Annotated in this window: 21 protein-coding genes and 1 tRNA gene; 17 read left to right on the top strand and 5 right to left on the bottom strand. The window is 60.8% G+C overall.

The genetic code is table 11. The features are described 5' to 3' along the window. The first annotated feature begins 141 nt into the window (after positions 1-141). The 5 genes from C7A17_RS27125 (at position 142) to C7A17_RS22385 (ending at position 5,628) form a co-directional block, all read left to right on the top strand. The gene (locus tag C7A17_RS27125) at positions 142-1,635 is read left to right on the top strand and encodes a virulence factor TspB C-terminal domain-related protein (RefSeq protein ID WP_234035834.1); all 1,494 of its coding nucleotides are present in this window, start codon (positions 142-144) and stop codon (positions 1,633-1,635) included. Further along, on the top strand, positions 1,635-1,961 hold the full coding sequence (locus C7A17_RS22400) for a DUF2523 domain-containing protein (RefSeq protein ID WP_106740703.1): 327 nt from the start codon (positions 1,635-1,637) through the stop codon (positions 1,959-1,961). The genes C7A17_RS27125 and C7A17_RS22400 overlap by 1 nt, the downstream gene beginning before the upstream one ends. An 11-nt stretch (positions 1,962-1,972) precedes the next feature. Continuing rightward, complete coding sequence (locus C7A17_RS22395; RefSeq protein WP_106740700.1) at positions 1,973-3,148, top strand: zonular occludens toxin domain-containing protein; 1,176 nt, start codon at positions 1,973-1,975, stop codon at positions 3,146-3,148. A 143-nt stretch (positions 3,149-3,291) separates the two neighbouring features. Further along, positions 3,292-4,569: a hypothetical protein gene (locus C7A17_RS22390; RefSeq protein ID WP_106740698.1), complete on the top strand. Its 1,278-nt coding sequence runs from the start codon at positions 3,292-3,294 to the stop codon at positions 4,567-4,569. 69 nt (positions 4,570-4,638) lie between these two features. After that, positions 4,639-5,628, top strand: coding sequence for a phage integrase (locus tag C7A17_RS22385; RefSeq protein ID WP_106743109.1), 990 nt, complete (start codon positions 4,639-4,641; stop codon positions 5,626-5,628). On the opposite strand, the gene C7A17_RS22380 is transcribed toward C7A17_RS22385, so the two are convergent. From C7A17_RS22380 to C7A17_RS22370, 3 genes are all read right to left on the bottom strand, one after another. Continuing rightward, positions 5,611-6,321 carry a PIN domain-containing protein gene (locus C7A17_RS22380; protein ID WP_234035833.1) on the bottom strand — a complete coding sequence of 237 codons (711 nt, stop codon included), beginning with the start codon at positions 6,319-6,321 and terminating at the stop codon, positions 5,611-5,613. The two genes, C7A17_RS22385 and C7A17_RS22380, sit on opposite strands and share 18 nt — an antisense overlap. Positions 6,322-6,485: 164 nt before the next feature. Then, positions 6,486-6,575: transfer RNA gene (locus tag C7A17_RS22375), tRNA-Ser, on the bottom strand. A 90-nt stretch (positions 6,576-6,665) separates the two neighbouring features. After that, positions 6,666-6,884, bottom strand: coding sequence for a hypothetical protein (locus C7A17_RS22370; protein ID WP_106743106.1), 219 nt, complete (start codon positions 6,882-6,884; stop codon positions 6,666-6,668). Positions 6,885-7,070: 186 nt separating this feature from the next. On the opposite strand from C7A17_RS22370, the gene C7A17_RS22365 reads away from it, so the two are divergent. Further along, positions 7,071-7,760 carry a crotonase/enoyl-CoA hydratase family protein gene (locus tag C7A17_RS22365; protein WP_106740696.1) on the top strand — a complete coding sequence of 230 codons (690 nt, stop codon included), beginning with the start codon at positions 7,071-7,073 and terminating at the stop codon, positions 7,758-7,760. Positions 7,761-7,867: 107 nt separating this feature from the next. Here C7A17_RS22365 and C7A17_RS22360 read toward each other — a convergent pair whose 3' ends face one another. Next, the gene (locus tag C7A17_RS22360; RefSeq protein WP_106740693.1) at positions 7,868-8,260 is read right to left on the bottom strand and encodes a hypothetical protein; all 393 of its coding nucleotides are present in this window, start codon (positions 8,258-8,260) and stop codon (positions 7,868-7,870) included. A gap of 154 nt (positions 8,261-8,414) precedes the next feature. Here C7A17_RS22360 and C7A17_RS22355 point away from each other — a divergent pair, with 154 nt between their 5' ends. The 11 genes from C7A17_RS22355 (at position 8,415) to cobA (ending at position 20,255) form a co-directional block, all read left to right on the top strand. Further along, positions 8,415-8,729: a hypothetical protein gene (locus C7A17_RS22355; RefSeq protein ID WP_036999637.1), complete on the top strand. Its 315-nt coding sequence runs from the start codon at positions 8,415-8,417 to the stop codon at positions 8,727-8,729. Positions 8,730-9,068: 339 nt separating this feature from the next. Continuing rightward, entirely contained in the window at positions 9,069-10,352 is a 1,284-nt protein-coding gene (locus C7A17_RS22350) for a CmpA/NrtA family ABC transporter substrate-binding protein (protein ID WP_106740691.1), read from the top strand. Between the two features lie 12 nt (positions 10,353-10,364). Beyond that, positions 10,365-11,216: a nitrate ABC transporter permease gene (gene ntrB, locus C7A17_RS22345; protein ID WP_106740688.1), complete on the top strand. Its 852-nt coding sequence runs from the start codon at positions 10,365-10,367 to the stop codon at positions 11,214-11,216. Positions 11,217-11,226: 10 nt separating this feature from the next. Further along, a complete protein-coding gene (locus C7A17_RS22340; RefSeq protein ID WP_106740686.1) occupies positions 11,227-12,018 on the top strand; it encodes an ABC transporter ATP-binding protein in 792 nt (263 codons plus the stop codon). A 97-nt stretch (positions 12,019-12,115) separates the two neighbouring features. Further along, positions 12,116-12,805, top strand: a complete 690-nt coding sequence (locus C7A17_RS22335) for a polysaccharide lyase family 7 protein (protein ID WP_106740683.1) — start codon at positions 12,116-12,118, stop codon at positions 12,803-12,805. Between the two features lie 46 nt (positions 12,806-12,851). After that, positions 12,852-13,298, top strand: a complete 447-nt coding sequence (locus C7A17_RS22330) for a thioesterase family protein (RefSeq protein WP_106740680.1) — start codon at positions 12,852-12,854, stop codon at positions 13,296-13,298. Positions 13,299-13,403: 105 nt separating this feature from the next. After that, positions 13,404-13,580 (top strand): hypothetical protein, encoded by a 177-nt coding sequence (locus C7A17_RS26835; RefSeq protein WP_158704697.1) that lies wholly within the window; start codon positions 13,404-13,406, stop codon positions 13,578-13,580. 311 nt (positions 13,581-13,891) lie between these two features. Beyond that, the gene (nirB, locus tag C7A17_RS22325; RefSeq protein ID WP_106740678.1) at positions 13,892-16,348 is read left to right on the top strand and encodes a nitrite reductase large subunit NirB; all 2,457 of its coding nucleotides are present in this window, start codon (positions 13,892-13,894) and stop codon (positions 16,346-16,348) included. Further along, positions 16,345-16,662, top strand: a complete 318-nt coding sequence (gene nirD, locus C7A17_RS22320) for a nitrite reductase small subunit NirD (RefSeq protein ID WP_106740675.1) — start codon at positions 16,345-16,347, stop codon at positions 16,660-16,662. Before nirB ends, nirD begins: the two co-directional genes overlap by 4 nt. A gap of 73 nt (positions 16,663-16,735) precedes the next feature. Further along, complete coding sequence (locus C7A17_RS22315) at positions 16,736-19,453, top strand: nitrate reductase (protein WP_106740672.1); 2,718 nt, start codon at positions 16,736-16,738, stop codon at positions 19,451-19,453. Positions 19,454-19,511: 58 nt separating this feature from the next. Further along, the gene (gene cobA / locus C7A17_RS22310) at positions 19,512-20,255 is read left to right on the top strand and encodes a uroporphyrinogen-III C-methyltransferase (protein ID WP_106740669.1); all 744 of its coding nucleotides are present in this window, start codon (positions 19,512-19,514) and stop codon (positions 20,253-20,255) included. A 70-nt stretch (positions 20,256-20,325) separates the two neighbouring features. On the opposite strand, the gene C7A17_RS22305 is transcribed toward cobA, so the two are convergent. After that, positions 20,326-21,306, bottom strand: a complete 981-nt coding sequence (locus tag C7A17_RS22305) for an OmpA family protein (RefSeq protein WP_106740667.1) — start codon at positions 21,304-21,306, stop codon at positions 20,326-20,328. Positions 21,307-21,384 lie beyond the last annotated feature (78 nt).

Raw genomic sequence — 21,384 nt, 5'->3', positions numbered from 1 at the left:
CACGTATGTGCCGAAGCAAGCAAAGCCCCGCCTCGGCGGGGTTTTCTTTTCAGGTGCTCCCGATGAGTTACGAACTGTTTGTCCTGCTGATCACGGTCGCCGCGTTGTGGGCCGTGTTCTTTGGGCGGGTGTGAGGTGGGTATGCGTTGGTGGATTGCGTTCTTCTTCGTACTGCCTGCATTGGCATCGGCTGAAGAGTATTACTGGGAACTGTCCGGTAACCCTGGCTTTGGCCGATTTACGACTAGCCTAGAGGTTCGCGACGCTCGACTCGCTTCCTTTGCATCTCAGGGTGCCTACCCGAATGGCCTCACCTTCGAGACGGTCACATCTACATCACCCGACCAGATTTCTTATCGCTACAGAGTCAACGGGTGCACCGCCGGGTCATGCCGAATCACCATCCAAACCGTTCGCCGGGGTACCGATTGCCCTGCTGGAACTGTCTACGACCCCAGCATTGGTGATGGCTCATCTCAATGTAAGGGCGATCCATGTGAGTCCACATCGGGGCGACGCACTGCCCATCAACACCTTCGAGGTCCCGTTGGCGGGCCGGTCGTCGAACCGCCGCTGACCATCTGCGAGAACGCCTGCCAGTACACGTTCACCTACAAGGTGCTCGACGTTTACCGCTTCGTGAACCCCAGCCCTGACCAGCTCGATAACAGCTACGGTAAGTACGAATATCAGGGTAATGGCACCTCCTGCACCGAGTCGGATGACCCGCAGAACGGCAGCGTCTTCGATCAGCCACCGGCACAACCGCCGATGGATAAAACGCCCGAGTACGCCCGCGACAATATCTGCGATCAGTGGGTCACCAACCCTGACGGCACCCGTAGCCGATCCTGCACCGCCAAAGAAGAGTTCAAGCAACCTGGCACTATTGACTGTGTAGCCGGCTGGCAGTCCAGCGCCTGCAAAGCGGGCAATCCGCCGCCCGAGTACACCAAGACTGAAACCACCGAGAACACCACTGAGACCACCAACCCGGACGGTTCCAAAAAAACCGACACCACCAAGACCACCGACAAAACCACCTGCAAGGGCGTGAAGCCCTGCACCTCCACCAGCAAGACCGAAACTGGCACCAGCGAGACTGACGCAGACGGCAAGCCTGGCAATGAGTCCGGCACGTGCACCGGTACCGGCTGCAAACCGGGTGAAGGTGAAAAGGACGGTGACAAGGAAAGTGAGGGTGAAGAAGAAGGCGAGGAAGAGGAACGCACCGCCACCGTAGGCGAATGTGATGCGCCGGTGTCCTGCTCGGGCGACGCCATCGACTGCGCCATCCTCCAGCAGCAGAAAGAACAGCGCTGCCTGGCTGAGGAAATGTCCGACTACGCGGGCAAGAAATCCGATATCGAAGGCCTGTTCGAGGGTGAGCAATTCGACCTGCAGGAAGGCCAGGGCGATATCGAAGTCCCGTCCCTGATCCGCCAGGGCACCCGCTTTCTGCCCGCCACCTGCCCCCAAGACAAGAGCTTCAACCTGCGCACCGCTGGCGGTCGCACCTTCGCCCTTTCCTTTGAACCGCTGTGTCAGGCCGCCTCTGACCTCAGCGGCCTGTTCGTGGCTGTCGCCACCATCCTTGCTGCCCTGTACGTCGGGCGTTCCGTAGGAGGTAACTGATGCATTACCTGTTTCTGGCTCAACTGCTGATCATCGTCGTCGGCCCACTGGTCAAGATGGCGCTGAAAATCATCGGCTTCGGCTTCGTCACCTACGTCGGCTTCAACCTGATCATTGGTGAAGCGCAAAGCTACGTCATTGCCCGGATGGGTGAATCGGGCCCAGTGATTCAACAAATCCTTGGGCTGGCCAAGTTCGATGTGTGCGTGAACATCTTTTTCGCTGCCATCACCACGCGCTTCATCCTGGCCGGCATCGACAAGGCCACCGACCGACAACGCAACCAAGTCTGGCGCAAGCCCGGCGGCACCTCGATTGAAGCCTAGGAGGCCGACCGATGCTCATTATTCGCACCGGCAAGCCCGGCCATGGCAAGACACTCAACACCATCCGCGAAGTGGATCAGAAGGCCCATGCCGAAGGTCGCGTCGTCTACTTCCACAACATCAACGGCCTCAAGCCCGAAACGCTGCAAGCGCAGTGGTTCAGCTTCGACGACCCCGAAAAGTGGTACGAGCTGCCGCATGACTGCATCATCGTCGTTGACGAAGCCCAAGGCTGGTTTGGTGCCCGTGATCCCAGGGCACGACCGCCTGAGCACATCACCCGCTTCGAAACCATGCGCCACCAAGGCCACGAAGTGCACCTGGTTACCCAAGATCCGCGATACCTGGATGTGCACCTTCGTCGTCTGTGCAACAGCCATATCCACTACTGGCGCGTGTTCAAGTCCCCCCAGCTGCTGCGCTTCGAATCCGAAGTCGTGGTGGAAAAGGTCGAAGTCAAAACCAGCTTCAAGGATGCCGACAAGAAAACGCTTCGTCTCGATAAGCGTTACTTCGGCTCCTATACCAGCACCAACGCCAAGCACCACTTTCAGGCCAAGGTGCCGACCAAGTTCTTAATGGCGATTGCCGTCATCATCATCGCCGGGATCATGGTCTTTCGGGTGTATGAGCGCTACCAGCAAGGCAAACAGGAAAGCGCGCCAGGCGCGGCGCCGGCCAGCATGGTCGATCAGGTCAAAAGCACCGTTGGAGCCTTCATCAAGCCGCTTGGCGATACCGGCGAAAATTCCGGCCCGCAATCTACCGCCAGCTACCTCGATCAACGTGTTCCACGGGTAGCCGATCTGCCCGCCTCGGCGCCCATCTATGACGACCTGACCAAGCCCAAGGCCTTCCCGCGGCTGTACTGCATGTCCAGTCATGACCCCGACATCTACGCCCGCAAGTTCGCCCGAGCCCCAAGTGCCACCGTCAACGGCAGGCCGACCGTGTGCCAGTGCTACACCCAGCAAGGCACCAAGGTGCAAACCGACTTTCGGTTCTGCCTGGATATCGTCGAGAACGGTTATTTCGATCCGGCGATAGCTGATCGCACACAACCCGAGTACGCCCAGGGTGCCGCCGCCCAATCGCCCAGCCCGCCCCCCGTTCAAACCCACTCACAACCGCAGCCAAACAACGGCGTCACCATCGTGACCTATGAGAAGGGGCGCTTCTTGTGGTGATGCCTCGGGGCGTCCTGGGCGTGTTCTGCACACGCCTGCGAGGGACGAGCGGGCGCGCAGAACGCGCCTGCTGACGTCCCTGTAGCACGTCAGATAAACCAAGGTTAAACGTGTCGATTCGGCACTATTTGGAGCATTAGAAAATGGCAGTTAAAGACCTACTCCGCGTAGATCGTGAGTTCAAGAAAACTCCAACCGGTAGGCTGTTCTTCGACAGCATGACCGCTCGGATAACTGACCTTTCCAACGTCCGAATCCTGGCCTGTAGCGTCGATACCGTCCGCCAGTTGTACCGTGGCCTGATCCGCCCTGAAATCATGTGCCTGTTCGAGAAGCCCGGCACCATCGTCGATTTCGCTGGCCAGCGTTGGCACTCGGGGCGTGTCAGCAAGGATTCCGGCTACCAGTACAAGCTGCAAAACGCTGACCTTGGCATCATCCTGCTGGTGAAGAATTTCAACGCCAAGCTTGAGAACATCGGCCCCCACCTGAAAATCGAAGTCTCGCCCCACGCTATCGACACCTTCTCACCTGAGCGCCTGCAAGAACGCCTGGACTACTACGCCAGCCACGTCCTGACCAACGTCGAACGCAACCAATGCGCCGTTCACCTCGCGCTTGACCTCCAAGGCTGGCAACCGCCTGCCGATCTGGTAGCCCGTATGCACTGCCGCGCACGTGCAGCCCGTGATATTTCCGGCATCAAGGAAATCCAGTGGACGCTGGAGTCTGCCACCTACGGCAAAGGCCAGTCGTATCTGTTCGGCTCCGCTGGAGGCGTCCAGCTCGGTATCTACAACAAGACCGAACAGGCCCGCGCCATCGATAAACTCGACTATTGGGAAGGCGTCTGGAGGCGTCGCGATAGCTTCGACGAAACCGACCCGGACAACTACAACCCCGAGCAAGACGTGTGGCGTGTCGAGCTGCGTTATCACCACTCTGTCATCCAGCAATTCGCTTCGGGCTCTGTTGATCTACACACAAACCAGGCCATCGAAACCAACAGCTACGCCGCCTTTGCTCCGCACCTCGACGGCCTGTGGCGCTATGGCCTACGCCAATTCAAGTTGCTGGCTCGCCCTGGTTACTTCGAACCCATCTGGACGCTGATCCGTGACGACGTGCGCGTCGATCTGCCGGTCGATTCCCTGGTGGACGAAACCGAGTACAAGCGCCAATACAAGACCTCACGGGGCTTCTCCGGCAAGAACGTGGAACTGTTCCTGGGAAACTTCGTCAGCCTGCTGGCACGGGAGCGAGTGGGCGCTAGAAAGGCTTTCTATCGGCTCAAGGATTGGGAGTGCTGGCCGGTGATCCGCGACCACTATGCCGCCAAGGGCATGGATGAAGACGGGCTGTATAAGCACATCAAAGGCATTCTTGAAGAACGGCATGTGCGTTGGGGGCGTGCTGTCTGATGTTTGTTTGCCAAATACACAAACAAGACAAACACGCTGACGTTCACGCTCTTGGCCGGGGCCGACATCATGGCAATTGAGCAACTGAGCGATGGCCGCTGGAAAGTCGACGTTGAGCCCATCAAGGGCCGGCGCTTTCGCAAGACCTTCAAGACCAAGGGTGAAGCCCAGCGCTTTGAGGCAACCTGCCGGGCCAACTGCATCGAATCCCCTGCCTGGACGCCCAAGCCGAAAGACCGTCGCCGCCTCTCCGAGCTTTGCACCCGCTACCACGAACTGCACGGCCACGCCCTAGCTGACGGTACCGCCATACTCCGCACCCTGCAGAATCTGGCCAAGGATCTAGGTGACCCTATCGCGATCAAGCTTACCGGCAACGCCTTCTGCGAAACGCGAAGCGAGCTGCTAAAGGCTGGCATTCAGGGTAAGACCATGAATAACCGGCTGGGCTACCTGAAAGCGCTGTTCAACGAACTGCACCGCCTGGGCGATATCGACTACCCCAACCCGCTGGCCAAGGTACGTCCGCTACGCCTTCAGGAACGCCCTATCTCCTTCCTGTCGACCTGCCAGATAGCGGAACTGCTCGAGGCCCTGGACGGACGCACGACTAGCCCAGGCATCGGCCTGATCGCTCGCGTCTGTCTGAGTACGGGTGCTCGATGGGGAGAAGCCCAAGCGCTGACACCTGAGCGTGTGCGGAACGGCATGGTGACCTTCGCCAACACCAAATCGAAACGAACCCGGTCGATTCCTATCGATAGCGCACTGGAGAAGGCACTGCACGTCTACTTCAAGCGACGCGGCCTGTTCACCAACTGCATACTGACCTTTAGCAGGGTCCTGGAGAAGACCTCAATCAAGCTCCCGGCCGGCCAGGCCACTCATGTCTTGCGGCACACCTTCGCCAGTCACTTCGTCATGCGGGGCGGGAACATCCTGACGCTACAGAAAATCCTGGGTCATACGTCTTTGGCGATGACCATGCGCTATGCACACCTGTCGCCCGATCATTTGCAGGATGCTTTGACACTCAATCCGTTATTTCCCACTCGGTAGCGCGTAAGACACCTTCGTACCAGCCTCTTTCACCAGGCCTCGCTGACGCATGACCTTGTAGATCTGCTCTATCTCACTAAGAGCGCGGTCTTTGCCGAGCTTGGAATGAATGGTGTTCATCAACGTTTTTATCGTTCGCGGCTTCGAAGCCTTCCTGGCGATCAGATCTGCGACTACCAGCTTGATAAGAGCATCTTGGTTCTTATCCGTCGCTTTTGATGGCGAGGCCTTTGCCGGCTCAGGCTTTTTAGGCTGGCTAGGCGCAGGTTTTGGTGGATTTGGCGTAGCGGCCTTCTGAGGCGGGTTAGGCGCAACAACAGTCGCAGCGAAGCAAGGCATTTGCTCGATGCTCTCTGATCTAACAACCGTGAGTCCCTTCGATTTCAGATGCTTGATCAACGGATCAAAGCCTTTGTCTTTGGAGATTATGTGGTAGTAACCAACTGGATCCGCCGCCGACAAAACACCTAGGTAGTACGTGATATGGAAATCCAGAGCGTTAGTGCCCGGCGTATCCATCTGGATGTACTCAGCTCGCTCATGAAGCCGATGGATTGCAGTCACAAGGTCAGTGGGCAGCTTCGAATTATTCGGCCCGAGAAAAACACGCAGCTTGAAATGCTCCGGCTGCAGCAAGCGTAGCGATGTAGCCTGCACATTCTCGTAGTCGATAAATACGTAATTGACCCGCATCCTGATCCGCCTCACGTCCATGGAGCTGGCATTCTGAAACAAGAAGCGGCACGTCTGAAAGACAGAAAGCTGGCATTTCGACACTTTTTCGACACCTGCCGAAAGCCAGAAAGCAAAAAGCCCCGAAAACTTGTTAGCTTTCAGGGCTTTAGGTATTGCGAAAGTGGCGGTGAAGAAGAGATTCGAACTCTTGATACGGTTTCCCGTATACACACTTTCCAGGCGTGCTCCTTCAACCGCTCGGACACTTCACCGGATCTCGATTGGCCGTGCAGCCCGTCGAGGTGCGCTAATGTAGTCGAATGTTTTTCCGATGGCAAATTTTTTTTAAAGGATTCATGCGCTTAAGAGCGCAGCGGGTTTTCGTCGGGCTCCTCGCAGGGCTGCTCGTCGAAGCGTATATGACCGAATAGCAGAAACCCTAGGGACGTGAACAAGCCTATGCCAAATAGCAGTAGCACGCCGGATGGGCTACGCAGGGCAAGGATTTCGCTGAGCAGAACCGACACCAGCAGCAGGCCAATCACCGCAGCCGTATAAAGGATGGAATAGAAGATATTCATGAGCAGCTCCTTCGGTACGCTGCTCACCTTAAAGCCCAGGTTTTGCATTCGGCCAATTGCCATACGACATGGCCGCGATAGGCAAAAACACTGACTCACCGGTCAGTCGCGGCGCTTTACCAGAGCGATTCGGCTGAGTACCTTCTGCCCACATTCGGCCCCACGGCTCTAACAAGGAAAACTGCCATGAGCGACCTGATCAGCTACCAACTCGAAGACGGCATCGCCACCCTTACCCTGAGCAATGGCAAGGTCAACGCTATCTCGCCCGACGTGATCGCCGCATTCAATGCCGCGCTCGATCGTGCGGAGCAGGATCGCGCCATTGTCATCATCACCGGGCAGCCGGGTATTCTCTCCGGCGGATACGACCTGAAGGTGATGACCTCCGGCCCGCAGAATGCAATCAATCTGGTGGCTGCCGGCTCGACCCTGGCGCGCCGCATGCTCGCCCACCCCTACCCGATCATCGTCGCTTGCCCCGGCCATGCCGTGGCCAAAGGCGCTTTCATTCTGCTGTCGGCCGATTACCGCATCGGCGTCGAGGGCCCCTTCAACATCGGCCTGAACGAAGTGCAGATCGGGATGACCATGCACCATGTGGGTATCGAGCTAGCACGTGATCGTCTGCGCAAGTCGGCATTCCACCGCTCGGTGATCAATGGCGAGATGTTCGACCCTGCAGGCGCGGTAGATGCCGGCTTCCTGGATAAGATAGTGCCGGCCGAACAGCTGCTGGCAACCGCCCAGGCCGTGGCGCAGCAGATGAAGAAGATCAACATGACCGCGCACAAGAACACCAAGCTGAAGGTGCGCAAGGCACTGCTGGAGACTCTTGATGCAGCCATCGAGACCGACAAGCAGCACCTGATGTAAACACGCCACAGCGTGCCAATGAAAAGCGCCGCTTCCGTTGAGGTCGCGGCGCTTTTTTCGGGAATTTAACTGCTGTGAGCCTCGGGGCGCCCGGCACACCCTACGCGTCAGCCGGAATAGTCGAGGGCCGTCCAGGCTCGGCTCAAGCCTTGTGCCAACACGCAACCCGGCTTGCTCAATTGCTCATTGAACGCCGCCGGCAGCAGCGTGGTTTCCCCTTCCGCGGCACCATGCCGCTCGGTTAGCCACTGCAGCTTGCCGCAATTGGGCGTTTCGATCACGTAACTGGCCGCAATGTTCGAGTGATGGCTGGGCAGACGAACCACGTCGAGTACGACGCCCTCCTCCTCGACTCGCTGGCCATCGGAAACCAACACGGCCCAGGCCTGGTCACCCTCGATCACCAGATAGGCGCCGTTGGCCTGTGGTCGCTCGATCTGCGGTTGCGCGCAGCCGCTGAGCAGGGCCAATAGCACAATCGTCATCAGCATCTGTTGCATTGCCAATACCCCCTTGCAAGGCGCCCACATCTGCACGGTGGACGGGTTGTTGTCGCCTGAGTGAGGCCACTATCACCTAATACTGTTTATTTGTACAGTATTTTTCGATTACCCTATTCCGCAGGTAAAACACCGATCAAACAGGAGCGCCATCATGCTGGACGTACTGCAGCTGAAACACCGAGTGAACCGCATGCCGCTGGAGCGCGTGCGCGAGATGGTCGATGAGCTGCTGCTCGAAGGCATCGTTACCGAGAGTCGCACTCCGTTCAATCGCCAGCACTTCAACAGCTGTTTCGCCGAGATCGAGGCGCTTTTGCAGCGTGCGGGCTATCACCGGCAACTGGATGTGGTCGGTTATCAGGGACTCGCCTACGCACTGTTCGATCCAGCCCGCTGGGAGGCAGTGGAGGTGCTGCGCTGGTTGCGTGACTTTGTCGAAGAGGCGCATATCCAGCCAGCCTCGTAGAAGTACCATCCGACCCAAAAAAGCTCAGCAAGGCAGAGCGGTGCACGACATTGGCCCATAACGATGCGCATCGGTTCAGGCTACATCCCTGTCTCTAGCAGGCAGCAAGCACCTCAAGAAGGCCTGCCGATAATGCGCGGCGGGTTATCGGCCCAAGGCAGAGGCATCCCAAACCAGAACTGGCAAGCCACTTGCTAGATCACAGCAAGCATCCTGCGTAGCACGCCAACGGCGGCGGGCCGAGGATCACGGACAACGGCGTCCGTCCGATCACCTTCCTCCCATCGAGGTGATCCGACGTACGCCGTTTTTTTATGCCCCGAATAAAGAGATCAGCCCATGACCGATCGTGATTCGAAAAAGACCGTCGACAGCAGCCGCCGCAACTTCCTCAAGCAATCCATCGCCATGGCCGGCGCACTCGGCGGTATCGCCGCCCTCGGGCTCTCGGCACCGGCCTCGCTGCGTAGCGCTGCCTGGGCAGCTGGTTCCGATGCCCCGGAAAAGGCTGCGCTGAAAGTGGGTTTCATCCCGCTGACCGATTGCGCCTCGGTGGTAGTCGCGGCAACGCAGGGCTTCGGCGAGAAGTACGGTCTGAGCATCACCCCGAGCAAGGAGGCGTCCTGGGCCGGTGTGCGTGACAAGCTCAACACCGGTGAGCTGGATGCGGCCCACGTGCTCTACGGCATGATGTACGGTGCCCAGCTAGGTCTGGCTGGCCCGCAGAGGGATATGGCCGTATTAATGGGCCTGAACCAGAACGGCCAGGCCATCACCCTTTCCAGGCAACTGCGCGAAGCGGGTGTCACCAATGGCGCGCAACTGGCCGAGCACGTCAAGAAAGGCGGCAACCCGCTGACTTTCGCCCAGACCTTCCCCACCGGCACTCACGCCATGTGGCTATATTACTGGCTGGCCAGTGTCGGCATCAACCCGATGAGCGACGTGAAGACCATCGTCGTGCCGCCGCCGCAGATGGTGGCCAACATGCGTGTCGGCAACATGGATGGCTTCTGTGTCGGCGAGCCCTGGGGCGCACGGGCGATCTTCGACAAGATCGGCTTCACCGCCACCACCACCCAGCAGATCTGGCCGGATCACCCGGAGAAGGTGCTGGGCACCACCCGCGCCTTTATCGAGCAGTATCCCAACGCCGCCCGCGCACTGATCATGGCCATTCTCGACGCCAGCCGTTTCATCGAGGCCAGCGAGGAGAACCGCAAGAGCACCGCCAAGCTGATTTCCGGCAAGGCCTACGTCAACGCACCGGTACAGGTGATCGAACCGCGCTTCCTCGCCCAGTACGAGGACGGCCTCGGCAACAGCTGGAAGGACGAGCACGCCATGGCCTTCTGCAAGGACGGCAGCGTCAACTTCCCCTACCACTCCGACGGCATGTGGTTCCTCACCCAGTTCAAGCGCTGGGGCCTGCTCAAGGAGGCGCCGGACTATGTGGCAGTCGCCGCGCAGATCAATCAGACAGCGCTCTACGCCGAGGCCGCCAGTGCGCTGAAACTGGCAGTGCCGAGCAGCCCGCTGCGCAGCAGCACGCTGATCGACGGTGTGGTCTGGGACGGCAGCAACCCGGCCGTCTACGCCGATTCCTTTGTCATCAAAGCCTGAGCGGAGGTCGACATGAATGCGCCCCTGAAAACGCCTCTGCCGCAAATCGCCAAACCACGCCTTTCGCCTGCCGCCCTGCTGCCGAGCGGCGCCACACTGGGTAACCTGGGCAAGGCCAGCATCGCCCCGTTACTCGGCATCCTCGCCTTCATCGGCTTCTGGTCGCTGCTGGCGCAATACAGCGAAGGCCTGCCTGGGCCGCTGAGCACCTGGCAGTCGGCGCTGGTGCTGTTCAGCGACCCGTTCTACGACAACGGCCCGAACGACATGGGCATCGGCTGGAACATCCTCAACTCGCTCGGCCGGGTCGGCGTCGGCTTCGGTCTGGCCGCACTGGTGGGCATCCCGCTGGGCTTCGCCATCGGCCGCTTCGCCTTTCTTGCCGGCATGCTCGCGCCAATCATCAGTCTGCTGCGCCCGGTCTCACCGCTGGCCTGGTTGCCGATCGGCCTGCTGGTGTTCGAGGCGGCCGGCCCGGCATCGATCTGGGTGATTTTCATCAGTTCGATCTGGCCGATCATCCTCAACACTGCTGCCGGTGTTGCCAGCGTGCCGCAGGACTACCTGAACGTCGCCCGCGTGCTCAAGTTGTCGGAGTTCAAGGTACTGACGCGCATCCTCTTCCCTGCCGTGCTGCCGCACTTGATGACCGGCATTCGCCTGTCCATCGGCGTAGCCTGGCTGGTGATAGTTGCTGCGGAAATGCTCACCGGCGGCATCGGCCTGGGCTTCTGGGTATGGGACGAGTGGAACAACCTCAACGTCGAGCACATTCTCATCGCCATCATCGTCGTCGGCCTGATCGGCCTCGCCCTGGAGCAAGGCCTGCTGCTGATCGCCAAACGCTTCGACTACACCAGCTAAGGAGACGAACATGGACAAATTCGTGGAGCTGACCGGCGTCAGCAAGCACTTCGACACCAAGAAAGGCCGTTTCCAGGCGCTGTCCGAGGTCAATCTGAGTATCGCCCGCGGCGAGTTCGTCGCCCTGATCGGCCACTCCGGCTGCGGCAAGTCGACGGTACTCAACCTGATCGCCGGCCTGCTCGATGCCAACGAGGGCGGTCTGATATGTAACGGCCGCGAGATCGACGGCCCCGGCCCGGAACGTGCGGTGGTGTTCCAGAACCACAGCCTGCTGCCGTGGATGACCTGCTTCGGCAATGTGCACCTGGCGGTGGAACGCGTATTCGGCGAGCGCGAAAACAAGGCGCAACTCAAGGCTCGTACCGAACAGGCGCTGAACATGGTTGGTCTGGCGCATGCCATGCACAAGCACCCCAACGAGATCTCCGGCGGCATGAAACAGCGTGTCGGCATCGCTCGTGCCCTGGCCATGGAACCCAAGGTGCTGCTGATGGACGAGCCCTTCGGAGCCCTCGATGCCCTGACGCGTGCCCATCTGCAGGACGAGCTGCTGCGTATCGTCGGCGAAACCCAGAGCACCGTGGTGATGGTCACCCATGACGTGGATGAGGCGGTATTGCTGTCTGATCGCATCGTGATGATGACCAACGGCCCGGCTGCCACCGTCGGCGAAATTCTCAGCGTGGAGCTGCCGCGCCCGCGCGATCGCCTGGCCCTGGCCAACGACCCGCAGTACCACGCCTATCGCACTGCCGTGCTGGAATTCCTCTACCAGCGCCAGCAGCGGCCCGCCGCCTGATCACCAGCAACCGCTCTGGCTCGAGGGCTGGAGCGGTTGAACCTCTGGCCTCTGGCACGGACGAACTAGGGCATTCAACCGACAGGCAGAGAATCCCGTGCTCGACCTCACCACCTGGAATCTGTCGATTCCCACCGAACCAACGCCCACCACCATCACCACCCAGCGTCTGAACAACGGCTATGAGAGCCGCTACTTTCGCCGTAATGCCGACGGTAGCGTGACCTTCTGGGTGCCGGTCACCGGCTCGACCACGGCCGATGCCCGCTACCCACGCAGCGAGCTGCGCGAAACCCAGCGCGACGGCAGCCTCGGCAACTGGCTGCATGCGAGTTCGGACAACTATCTCAGTGCCGTGCTGCAAGTCGACCAGGTGCCCAGCCGCAACAAGGTGGTGATCGGCCAGATCCACAGCACCGATGTGCCGGGCAGCCAGAATGACCCGCTGATCAAGCTGCAATATCACTATCGCCGCGGTGTGGGCCGGGTGGAAATGCTGCTACGCGTCCGTCCTGGCGACAGCGAGGTACAGAACGTCCTGCTGGCCGAAAACATCCAGCTTGGCGAGCGCTTCGGTTACGACCTGCGGGTTACGCCCAGCGGACGCATCGGCGTCAGCGTGGCCAGCACGGATGGCGACGACGGCAGCTATTACCGTCAGTTGAGCAGCGCCTGGAGCACCCAGCACCTGTACTTCAAGGCCGGCGCCTACATTCAGGACAATTACGGGCCGGACAGCGAAGGCGGACGCGTCACCTTCCATCACCTCAACAGCCTGCACCGCTGAGGCGCGACGGCTTACAATCGCCGCTTTCCTCGACAATGGCCTGATCATGGCGCGCCTGACCCTCGACTTCCCCGAAGACCAGTATTACTACAGCACCCACCTGACCGTGCGCGTCACCGACATCAATGGCGCCAACCACCTGGGCAATGACTCGATGATCTCGATGATTTCCGAGGCGCGTGCCCGTTTTCTCTTCGAGTTCGGCATCCGCGAAACCGACGGCAAAGGCACCGGCATCATCGTTACCGACCTGGCCACCACCTACCGCGCCGAAGCTCATGCACGCGACCAATTGCTGTTCGAGGTGGGCGTGATGGACTTCAACAGGTACGGTGGCGACATCACCTTCCGTATCACGCGTCCGGCTGACGGCGCGCTGGTAGCGATGGCCAAATCCGGCTTCGTGTTCTTCGATTATCTGCAGTCGAAGGTGGTGCCGATGCCGGAGCCTTTCAGCGCCAAATTCCCCAAGGTCAATCGTGTGGTCGGATAACCGACCTGTTGGCGTGACAGTTGCTAATTCCTCTGCTACGCCTTAGGGCATAACGATAAAAGCCCTGCGCCGCCCCGGTGCAGGGCGACCTTGGGAGGAACCGCAATGCCAGCTATGCGTCAACGCGCCCAGCGCGCAGCTCTGATCGCCAGCCTCTCCGCCTGGCCACTGCTCACCCTGCCCCTTCCCACTCATGCCACTACAACAACCAATCAAGCCGCCACGACGCAGGTGCCGATTCAGGTCGAGCACACGGCCGGCAAGGTCGAACCCTGTCACTGACAGGCCAGCGCCGCACCAAATCGGCGCTCACAGCCTTGAAAAGGTGCACCCGCAGAAAGTGCGGGCAATCACTATGCACCCTGAAACCCGCCAAACTTGAGGCTTTGGCAAATTGGCACAAGCACTGCATTGCTAACCACACAACTTGATTAAAGCGCGGTGCTCAACGAAGAGCATCGCACTTCCCGAGAGCTCGGGACTTGGACAAAGGCGTCCTCGCTAGGTGACTAGCGGGACGCCTTTTTTGTTTTTCTGGCCTGCCATTTCTGGCAGCCAGCTTTCCGTGACTATTGACCCAGGAGATAGCCGGCATGCAAAAACTCAAGCTGGTGATGATCGGCAACGGTATGGCGGGTGTGCGCACCCTCGAAGAGCTGCTCAAGCTCGCTCCCGATCTGTACGACATCACCGTGTTCGGCGCCGAGCCACACCCCAACTACAACCGTATCCTGCTCTCGCCGGTACTGGCCGGTGAGCAGGCATTCGAGGACATCATCCTCAACGACCTCAACTGGTATACCGAAAACGGCGTCAAGCTGCTGCTCGGGCGCACGGTGGTGAAGATCGACCGCAAGGCGCGCCGCGTGATCGCCGACGATGGCAGCGAAGCCGAGTACGACCGCCTGTTGATCGCCACCGGCTCCACGCCCTTCATCCTGCCCGTCCCCGGTAAGGATCTGACCGGAGTGATCGGCTACCGCGACATCGCCGACACGCGGGCGATGATGGACACTGCCAAGACTCACAAGCATGCCGTGGTCATCGGCGGCGGCCTGCTCGGCCTGGAGGCGGCTAACGGCCTCAAACTGCGCGGCATGGACGTGACCGTGGTGCACATCGGCGACTGGCTGCTGGAGCGTCAGCTCGACCGCACCGCCGGTGAGCTACTGCAGAAATCCTTGGCAGATCGCGGCCTGAAGTTCCTCCTGCCCAAACACACCGCCGAGCTGCTGGACAATGGCGAGGGTCGTGTCTGCGCGGTGAAATTCAAGGACGGCGAGGTGATCCCGGCCGACCTGGTGGTGATGGCCGCCGGCATCCGCCCCAACAGCGAACTGGCCGAGCGCGCCGGCATCGCCTGCAACCGCGGCATTCTGGTCAACGACACGCTGCAGACCTTCGATCCGCGCATCTACGCCATCGGCGAATGCGCCAGTCATCGCGGCATCGCCTACGGCCTGGTGGCGCCGCTGTTCGAGCAGGCCAAGGTCTGCGCCAACCACCTGGCCCAGCTTGGCTATTCGCGCTATCAGGGCTCGGTGACCTCCACCAAGCTCAAGGTCACCGGCATAGACCTGTTCTCCGCTGGCGACTTCATGGGCAGCGAAGGCAGCGAAACCATCACCCTCTCCGACCCCATCGGTGGCGTGTACAAGAAGCTGGTGATCAAGGACGACGTGCTGGTCGGCGCCTGCCTCTACGGCGACACCGCCGACGGCGGCTGGTACTTCCGCCAGATCCGCGAGGGTCACAACGTCAGCGAGATTCGCGACCATCTGATGTTCGGAGAAGGCGCCATCGGCGACGTCGGCCACCAGGGCGCGGACAAGACCGCCAACATGCCCGATAGCATGGAAGTCTGCGGCTGCAACGGCGTATGCAAGGGCACCATCGTCAAGGCGATCCAGGAGAACGGCCTGTTCTCGGTCGACGAGGTCAAGAAGCACACCAAGGCCGCCAGTTCCTGCGGCTCCTGCACCGGCCTGGTCGAGCAGATCCTGATCAGCACCGTCGGAGGCGCAGCAGACGTCAAACCCAAGAGCGAGAAGGCCATCTGCGGCTGCAGCGACCTCAACCACGGGCAGATCCGCCAGGCCATCCGCGAGCAGCACCTGACCTCCATGGCGCAGACCATGGCGTTTCTCAACTGGAGCACGCCCAACGGCTGCGCCACCTGCCGCCCGGCGCTGAACTACTACCTGATTTCCACCTGGCCGGGCGAGGCTCAGGACGATCCGCAGTCGCGCCTGATCAACGAGCGCGCCCACGCCAATATCCAGAAGGACGGCACCTACTCGGTGGTGCCACGCATGTGGGGTGGCGTAACCAACTCGTCCGAGCTGCGCCGCATCGCCGATGTCGCCGACAAGTACAACGTCCCCATGGTCAAGGTCACCGGCGGTCAGCGCATCGACCTCTTGGGCATCAAGAAGGAAGACCTGCCAGCGGTGTGGAAGGAACTGGACATGCCCTCCGGCCATGCCTACGGCAAATCCATCCGCACGGTTAAGACCTGCGTAGGCAGCGAGTTTTGCCGCTTCGGCACGCAGAACTCCACACAACTCGGCATCGACCTGGAGCACGATCTGTTCAATATGTGGTCGCCGCACAAGGTCAAACTGGCGGTCTCCGGCTGCCCGCGCAACTGCGCCGAGGCCGGCATCAAGGACGTCGGCATCATCGGCGTGGATTCAGGCTTCGAGCTCTACATCGGTGGCAACGGCGGGATCAAGACCGAGGTCGCCGAGTTCTTCGTCAAGGTCAAGACCGCCGAAGAGGTGCGCGAATACAACGCCGCCTTCCTCCAGCTCTACCGCGAGGAAGCCTTCTATCTGGAGCGCACCGTGCACTACCTGCAGCGCGTCGGCATGGAGCACATCAAGAAAGTGGTGCTGGAAGACGAGGCCAACCGCAAGGCCCTGGCCGCACGCCTGCACTACGCCCTGTCGTTCGAGCAGGATCCGTGGAAGCAGCGCATCGAGACGCCGCAACTGAAGAAGGAATTCGACACCATCAAGGTCGTGCAACTCGAGGAGGCCACGGTATGAACTGGCTGGATATCTGCGCCCTGGACGAGATCAACGTGCTGGGCTCACGCATCGTCACAGGCCCGAAAGGCGACATCGCGCTGTTCAGAACATCCGCAGATGAAGTCTTCGCCCTCGACGACCGCTGCCCGCACAAGGGCGGCCCACTGTCCCAGGGGTTGATCTACGGCAAGCGCGTGGCCTGCCCGCTGCACAACTGGCAGATCGAGCTGACGTCCGGCGAAGCCGTGGCGCCAGACGTCGGCTGTGCACACCGGCACCACACCCGTGTAGAGAACGGCCGCGTGCTGCTGGCCTTCGCGCAACGCAACTAGCCCGCTTGTGGGAGGCGCTTCAGCGGCGACGGTCGCGGCTGAAGCCCCTACCACCACTGCAGGAACCACGAATATGGCCAGTACCACACAAATCACCGCTTCGACCTGCTGCTACTGCGGCGTCGGTTGTGGCGTGCTGATCGAACACGACGGTGAGAGGATCCTCGGCGTAGCGGGAGATCCCAGCCACCCGGCCAACTTCGGCAAACTGTGCAGCAAAGGTTCGACCTTGCACCTGACCGGCGATCTTGACGCCCGTGGCCTCTACCCTCAATTGCGTCTGGGCAAGGCCCTGGCGCGTTCGCGCACGGACTGGGACAGCGCCCTGGATCACGCAGCCACCGTCTTCGCCGAAACCATCCGCGAACACGGCCCGGACAGCGTCGCCTTCTACATCTCCGGGCAGTTGCTGACCGAGGACTACTACGCCTTCAACAAGCTGGCCCGCGCCCTGGTCGGCACCCACAACATCGACTCAAACTCGCGCCTGTGCATGTCCAGCGCAGTGGTCGGCTACAAGCGCAGCCTCGGCGCCGACGCGCCGCCCTGCTCCTACAGCGACATCGAACTGAGCGATTGCCTGCTGATCGCCGGTTCCAACATGGCCTATGCCCACCCCGTGCTGTTCCGCCGCCTGGAAGAATCCAAGGCGCGCCGCCCGGAGATGAAGGTGATCGTCATCGACCCACGGCGCACCGACACCTGCGAACTGGCCGACCTGCACCTGGCGATCCTGCCCGGCACCGATGTCGCCCTGTTCCACGGCATCCTGCATATCCTGCTCTGGGAGGGATGGATCGACCGAGCCTACATCGACGCCCACACCGAAGGCTTCGAGGCGCTGAAAGCCCTGGTGCGCGACTACACACCCGCTGCCGTCGCCGAGATCTGCGGCATCGACCGCGAGGCTTTACAAACCTGCGCCCAGTGGATCGGCCAGGCACCCAGCTTCCTCTCGCTGTGGTGCATGGGGCTCAATCAATCCTCATCTGGTAGCGCCAAGAACAGCGCGCTGATCAACCTGCACCTGGCCACCGGGCAGATCGGCAAGCCCGGCGCCGGCCCCTTTTCGCTGACCGGCCAACCCAACGCCATGGGCGGCCGAGAGACCGGCAGCCTGAGCAACCTGCTGCCGGGCCACCGTGAGGCCGGCAATCCTGAACACCGCGCCGAAGTCGCCACCTACTGGGGCGTTGACGCTCTGCCGGAGACGCCCGGCCTGTCCGCCATCGAGCTGTTCGACGCGGTGCATGATGGGCGCATCAAGGCCCTGTGGATCGCCTGTACCAATCCGGCCCAGTCCCTGCCGGATCAGAACAAAGTCCACGAGGCTTTGGCCGCCTGCTCATTCGTGGTGGTGCAGGAAGCCTTCTTCACCACCGAGACCTGCCACTACGCCGACCTGCTGCTGCCCGCTGCCAGCTGGGGCGAGAAGGAAGGCACGGTGACCAACTCCGAGCGCCGCGTCAGCCATGTGCGACGCGCCGTACCAGCGCCCGCAGAGGCGCGGCCCGACTGGGCGATCACCTGCGACTTCGCCCGTCGCCTGGAAAAACTGCTCCGCCCCGGCCTGCCCAGCCTCTTCGACTTCCCCAGCAGCGAAGCGCTGTTCGAGGAATACAAACACCTGACCGCTCAACGCGACCTCGACCTAAGTGGTCTGAGTTACGCACTACTGGATGACCAAGGCCCTCAACAATGGCCGTTTCCGGCCGGCGCACGCCAGGGAACCGAGCGCCTCTATGCCGACGGCCGCTTCCCCACCGCCAGTGGCCGCGCGCAGTTTCTCGCCGAGCCTTACCGAGCGGCGAAGGAACGACGCGAGGCGCGCTACTCGCTGACCCTCAACACCGGCCGTCTGCGTGACCAGTGGCACGGCATGAGCCGTACCGGTACCGCGCCACAGCTGTTCGGCCATGCCCCGAGGCCCATGCTTGGCCTACATACAGAAGAACTGCGTCGCCGCCGTCTGCAAGACGGCGATCTAGTCAGGCTGCGCAGCCGCCGTGGCAGCCTGATCCTGCCCGTACAGGCGGACGATAGCGTGCGCCCCGGCCAGGCCTGGCTGCCTATGCACTGGGGCAATCGCTTCCTACGTGGCCTGGGCACCAATGTACTGACCCTGTCGGCCTTCGATCCGCTGTCCAAGCAGCCGGAGCTCAAGCATGCCGGGGTCGAGGTCGATCGCGTCGAGCTGCCCTGGCAGTTTTTCGCACTGGTCGAGGGCCAGGTGCAGGGCCATTTCGAGGCGCTGCGTCCGCTGTTCGAGGATTTTGCCTACGCCAGCCTGACGCCTATCGGGCGCGAGCGTCCGGCACTTTTGATCCGCGCCGCCTGCGCCATGGCGCCCGAAGCCCAGTTGCTGGCACGGATCGACCATCTGCTGAACCTGGATCAGGGGCCAGTGCTGGCCTATGACGACCCCCGGCGCACCGTGGGCAAGCGCGTGCGCATCGAGTCCGGCCGCATCGTCAGCATTCGTCTGGCCGGCGAAACCGCGGCCAGCGAATGGCTCACAGGGTTATGGCAGGAGGGTCAGACCGATGCCGAGCTGCGCCGCTGGTTGCTCGCTCCGCTATCGGCTCCACCGGGTGATGTCGACGCTACAAAGGCTGGCCGAACGCTGTGCAACTGCCTGAACATCAGCGAAAAAGCGATCTGCGCCGGCATCACCCGCGGCCTGGATCTCGACGGCCTAAAGCAGACGCTCAAATGCGGCACCAGCTGTGGTTCCTGTGTACCCGAAATCAAGCGATTGCTGGCTCAACAGTCCACGGCAGTGAACGCATGAGCGTGCGCAGCCTCCCCTATTTTTGGTGCGTACGGCGCACCCTACCGAGGAATTCGAGATGAGCGCTAAAGTCTGGCTGGTAGGCGCAGGGCCTGGTGATCCCGAACTACTGACCCTCAAGGCGGTGAAGGTACTGAATCAGGCCGAAGTGGTGATGATCGATGACCTGGTCAATCCAGCCGTACTCGAACACTGTCCAGCCGCACGGGTCGTCTCGGTGGGCAAACGCGGCGGTTGCCGCTCCACCCCGCAGGCATTCATTCATCGCCTGATGCTGCGCTACGCGCGCCAGGGCAAATCGGTGGTGCGCCTGAAAGGTGGCGACCCGTGTATCTTCGGTCGCGGCAGTGAAGAAGCCGACTGGCTTGGTGAACATGGCATCGAAGTGGAACTGGTCAACGGCATCACTGCCGGCCTTGCGGGAGCCACCAGTTGCGGTATTCCCCTGACTCTGCGCGGTGTCGCACGTGGTGTAACACTGATCACGGCACATACGCAGGATGACAGCCCGTTGAACTGGCAAGCGCTGGCCCGGAGCGGTACGACGCTGGTGATCTATATGGGTGTGGCCAAGCTAGCGGAGATACAGACCGGCTTGCTTGCCGGCGGCATGAGCCCGGCAATGCCGGTAGCCATGATCGAGAATGCCTCCCTCCCCACGCAGCGCGAATGTCGCAGCCAACTAGCCACGATGCAGAACGCCGCCGCAACCTTCGTACTGCAAAGCCCTGCCATTCTGGTGATTGGTGAGGTCGCACGTACCAGCGCTCAGCTCGGCATGAGTCAGTTACTGCATGGCTAAACATCTTTCGGAGTAACGGAAAAAGAAAAACCCGGCCAAGGCCGGGTTTTTCCTTACAGCACCAGAAGCATTACTGCTTGATCTGGGCTTCCACTTCAGCTTCAACGCGACGGTTGATGGCGCGGCCGGAGTCGGTGGCGTTGTCAGCTACCGGGCGGGTTTCGCCGTAGCCAACAGCGTTCACGCGGTTGCCATCTACACCGTACTGGTTGACCAGAACGTTACGGACAGCATTGGCACGGCGCTCGGACAGACCTTGGTTGTAAGCGTCAGAACCGACGGAGTCAGTGTGACCTTCAACGGTAGTGGTGGTCTGCGGGTACTGGTTCATGAAGTCAGCCAGGTTTTTGATGTCGCCATAGCTTTCTTCTTTAACGCGGTCTTTGTCGAAGTCGAACTTGACGTCCAGCTCAACGCGAACGGTTTCCAGAGCCGGCTCCGGAGCAGGCTCAGGCATCGGCTCGGGTGCAGCAGCTACGACCGGAGCCGGAGCAGGCTTGCTGCCGCCACCGAAGTTCAGACCAACACCCACGCCAGCTTGCCACTCGGTGTCGCCCTGGTCGATGTTGTACAGAGCCTCGACGCCAGTACGGGCGTAGAAGTTCTCGGTGAAGTAGTACTTGGCACCAGCGCCAGCGATGGCCAGAGTGGAGTGGTTACGACCACCACTGTTGGCGTCGCCGATGCTCTGATGGCCGAAACCGGCAGAGACGTACGGACGCAGACCAACACCCGGCTGACCGAAGTGATAGATGGCCTTCAGGTCGGTCAGGTTGCCTTTGATGTTCTTGCTGCCTTGCGAACCTTCACCGCGCAGGTCATGGTATTCGCCGTAGGACAGCGCCAGTTCGACGTCGTCAGTCAGGTAGTAGCCGATGCTGCCACCGAACAGGTTGCCTTCGTTGTGCGCGTAATCACGCTGAACGTCGGTGAAGTAGCGATTGACGAAGCCCTCCACCTCGACAGCGCCTTGGCCTTGCGCCAGCGCGCCGAAGGAGGTTGCGGCAACGAGAGAGCCAATGACTACGCCCAAGGTGTTTTTTACTTTCATCCGTTAAATCCCCATCTTGGTGGTTAATAAGTCGCCGTGTACTTCAGTCGGCAACTTGTTGGCGATTTTATCAGGTTT

It is taken from the genome of Pseudomonas mendocina (assembly GCF_003008615.1).
Classification (GTDB): Bacteria; Pseudomonadota; Gammaproteobacteria; order Pseudomonadales; family Pseudomonadaceae; genus Aquipseudomonas; species Aquipseudomonas mendocina_C.
Note: the sequence above shows the minus strand (reverse complement) of the source record. Positions and strands in the feature narration are given on the sequence as shown.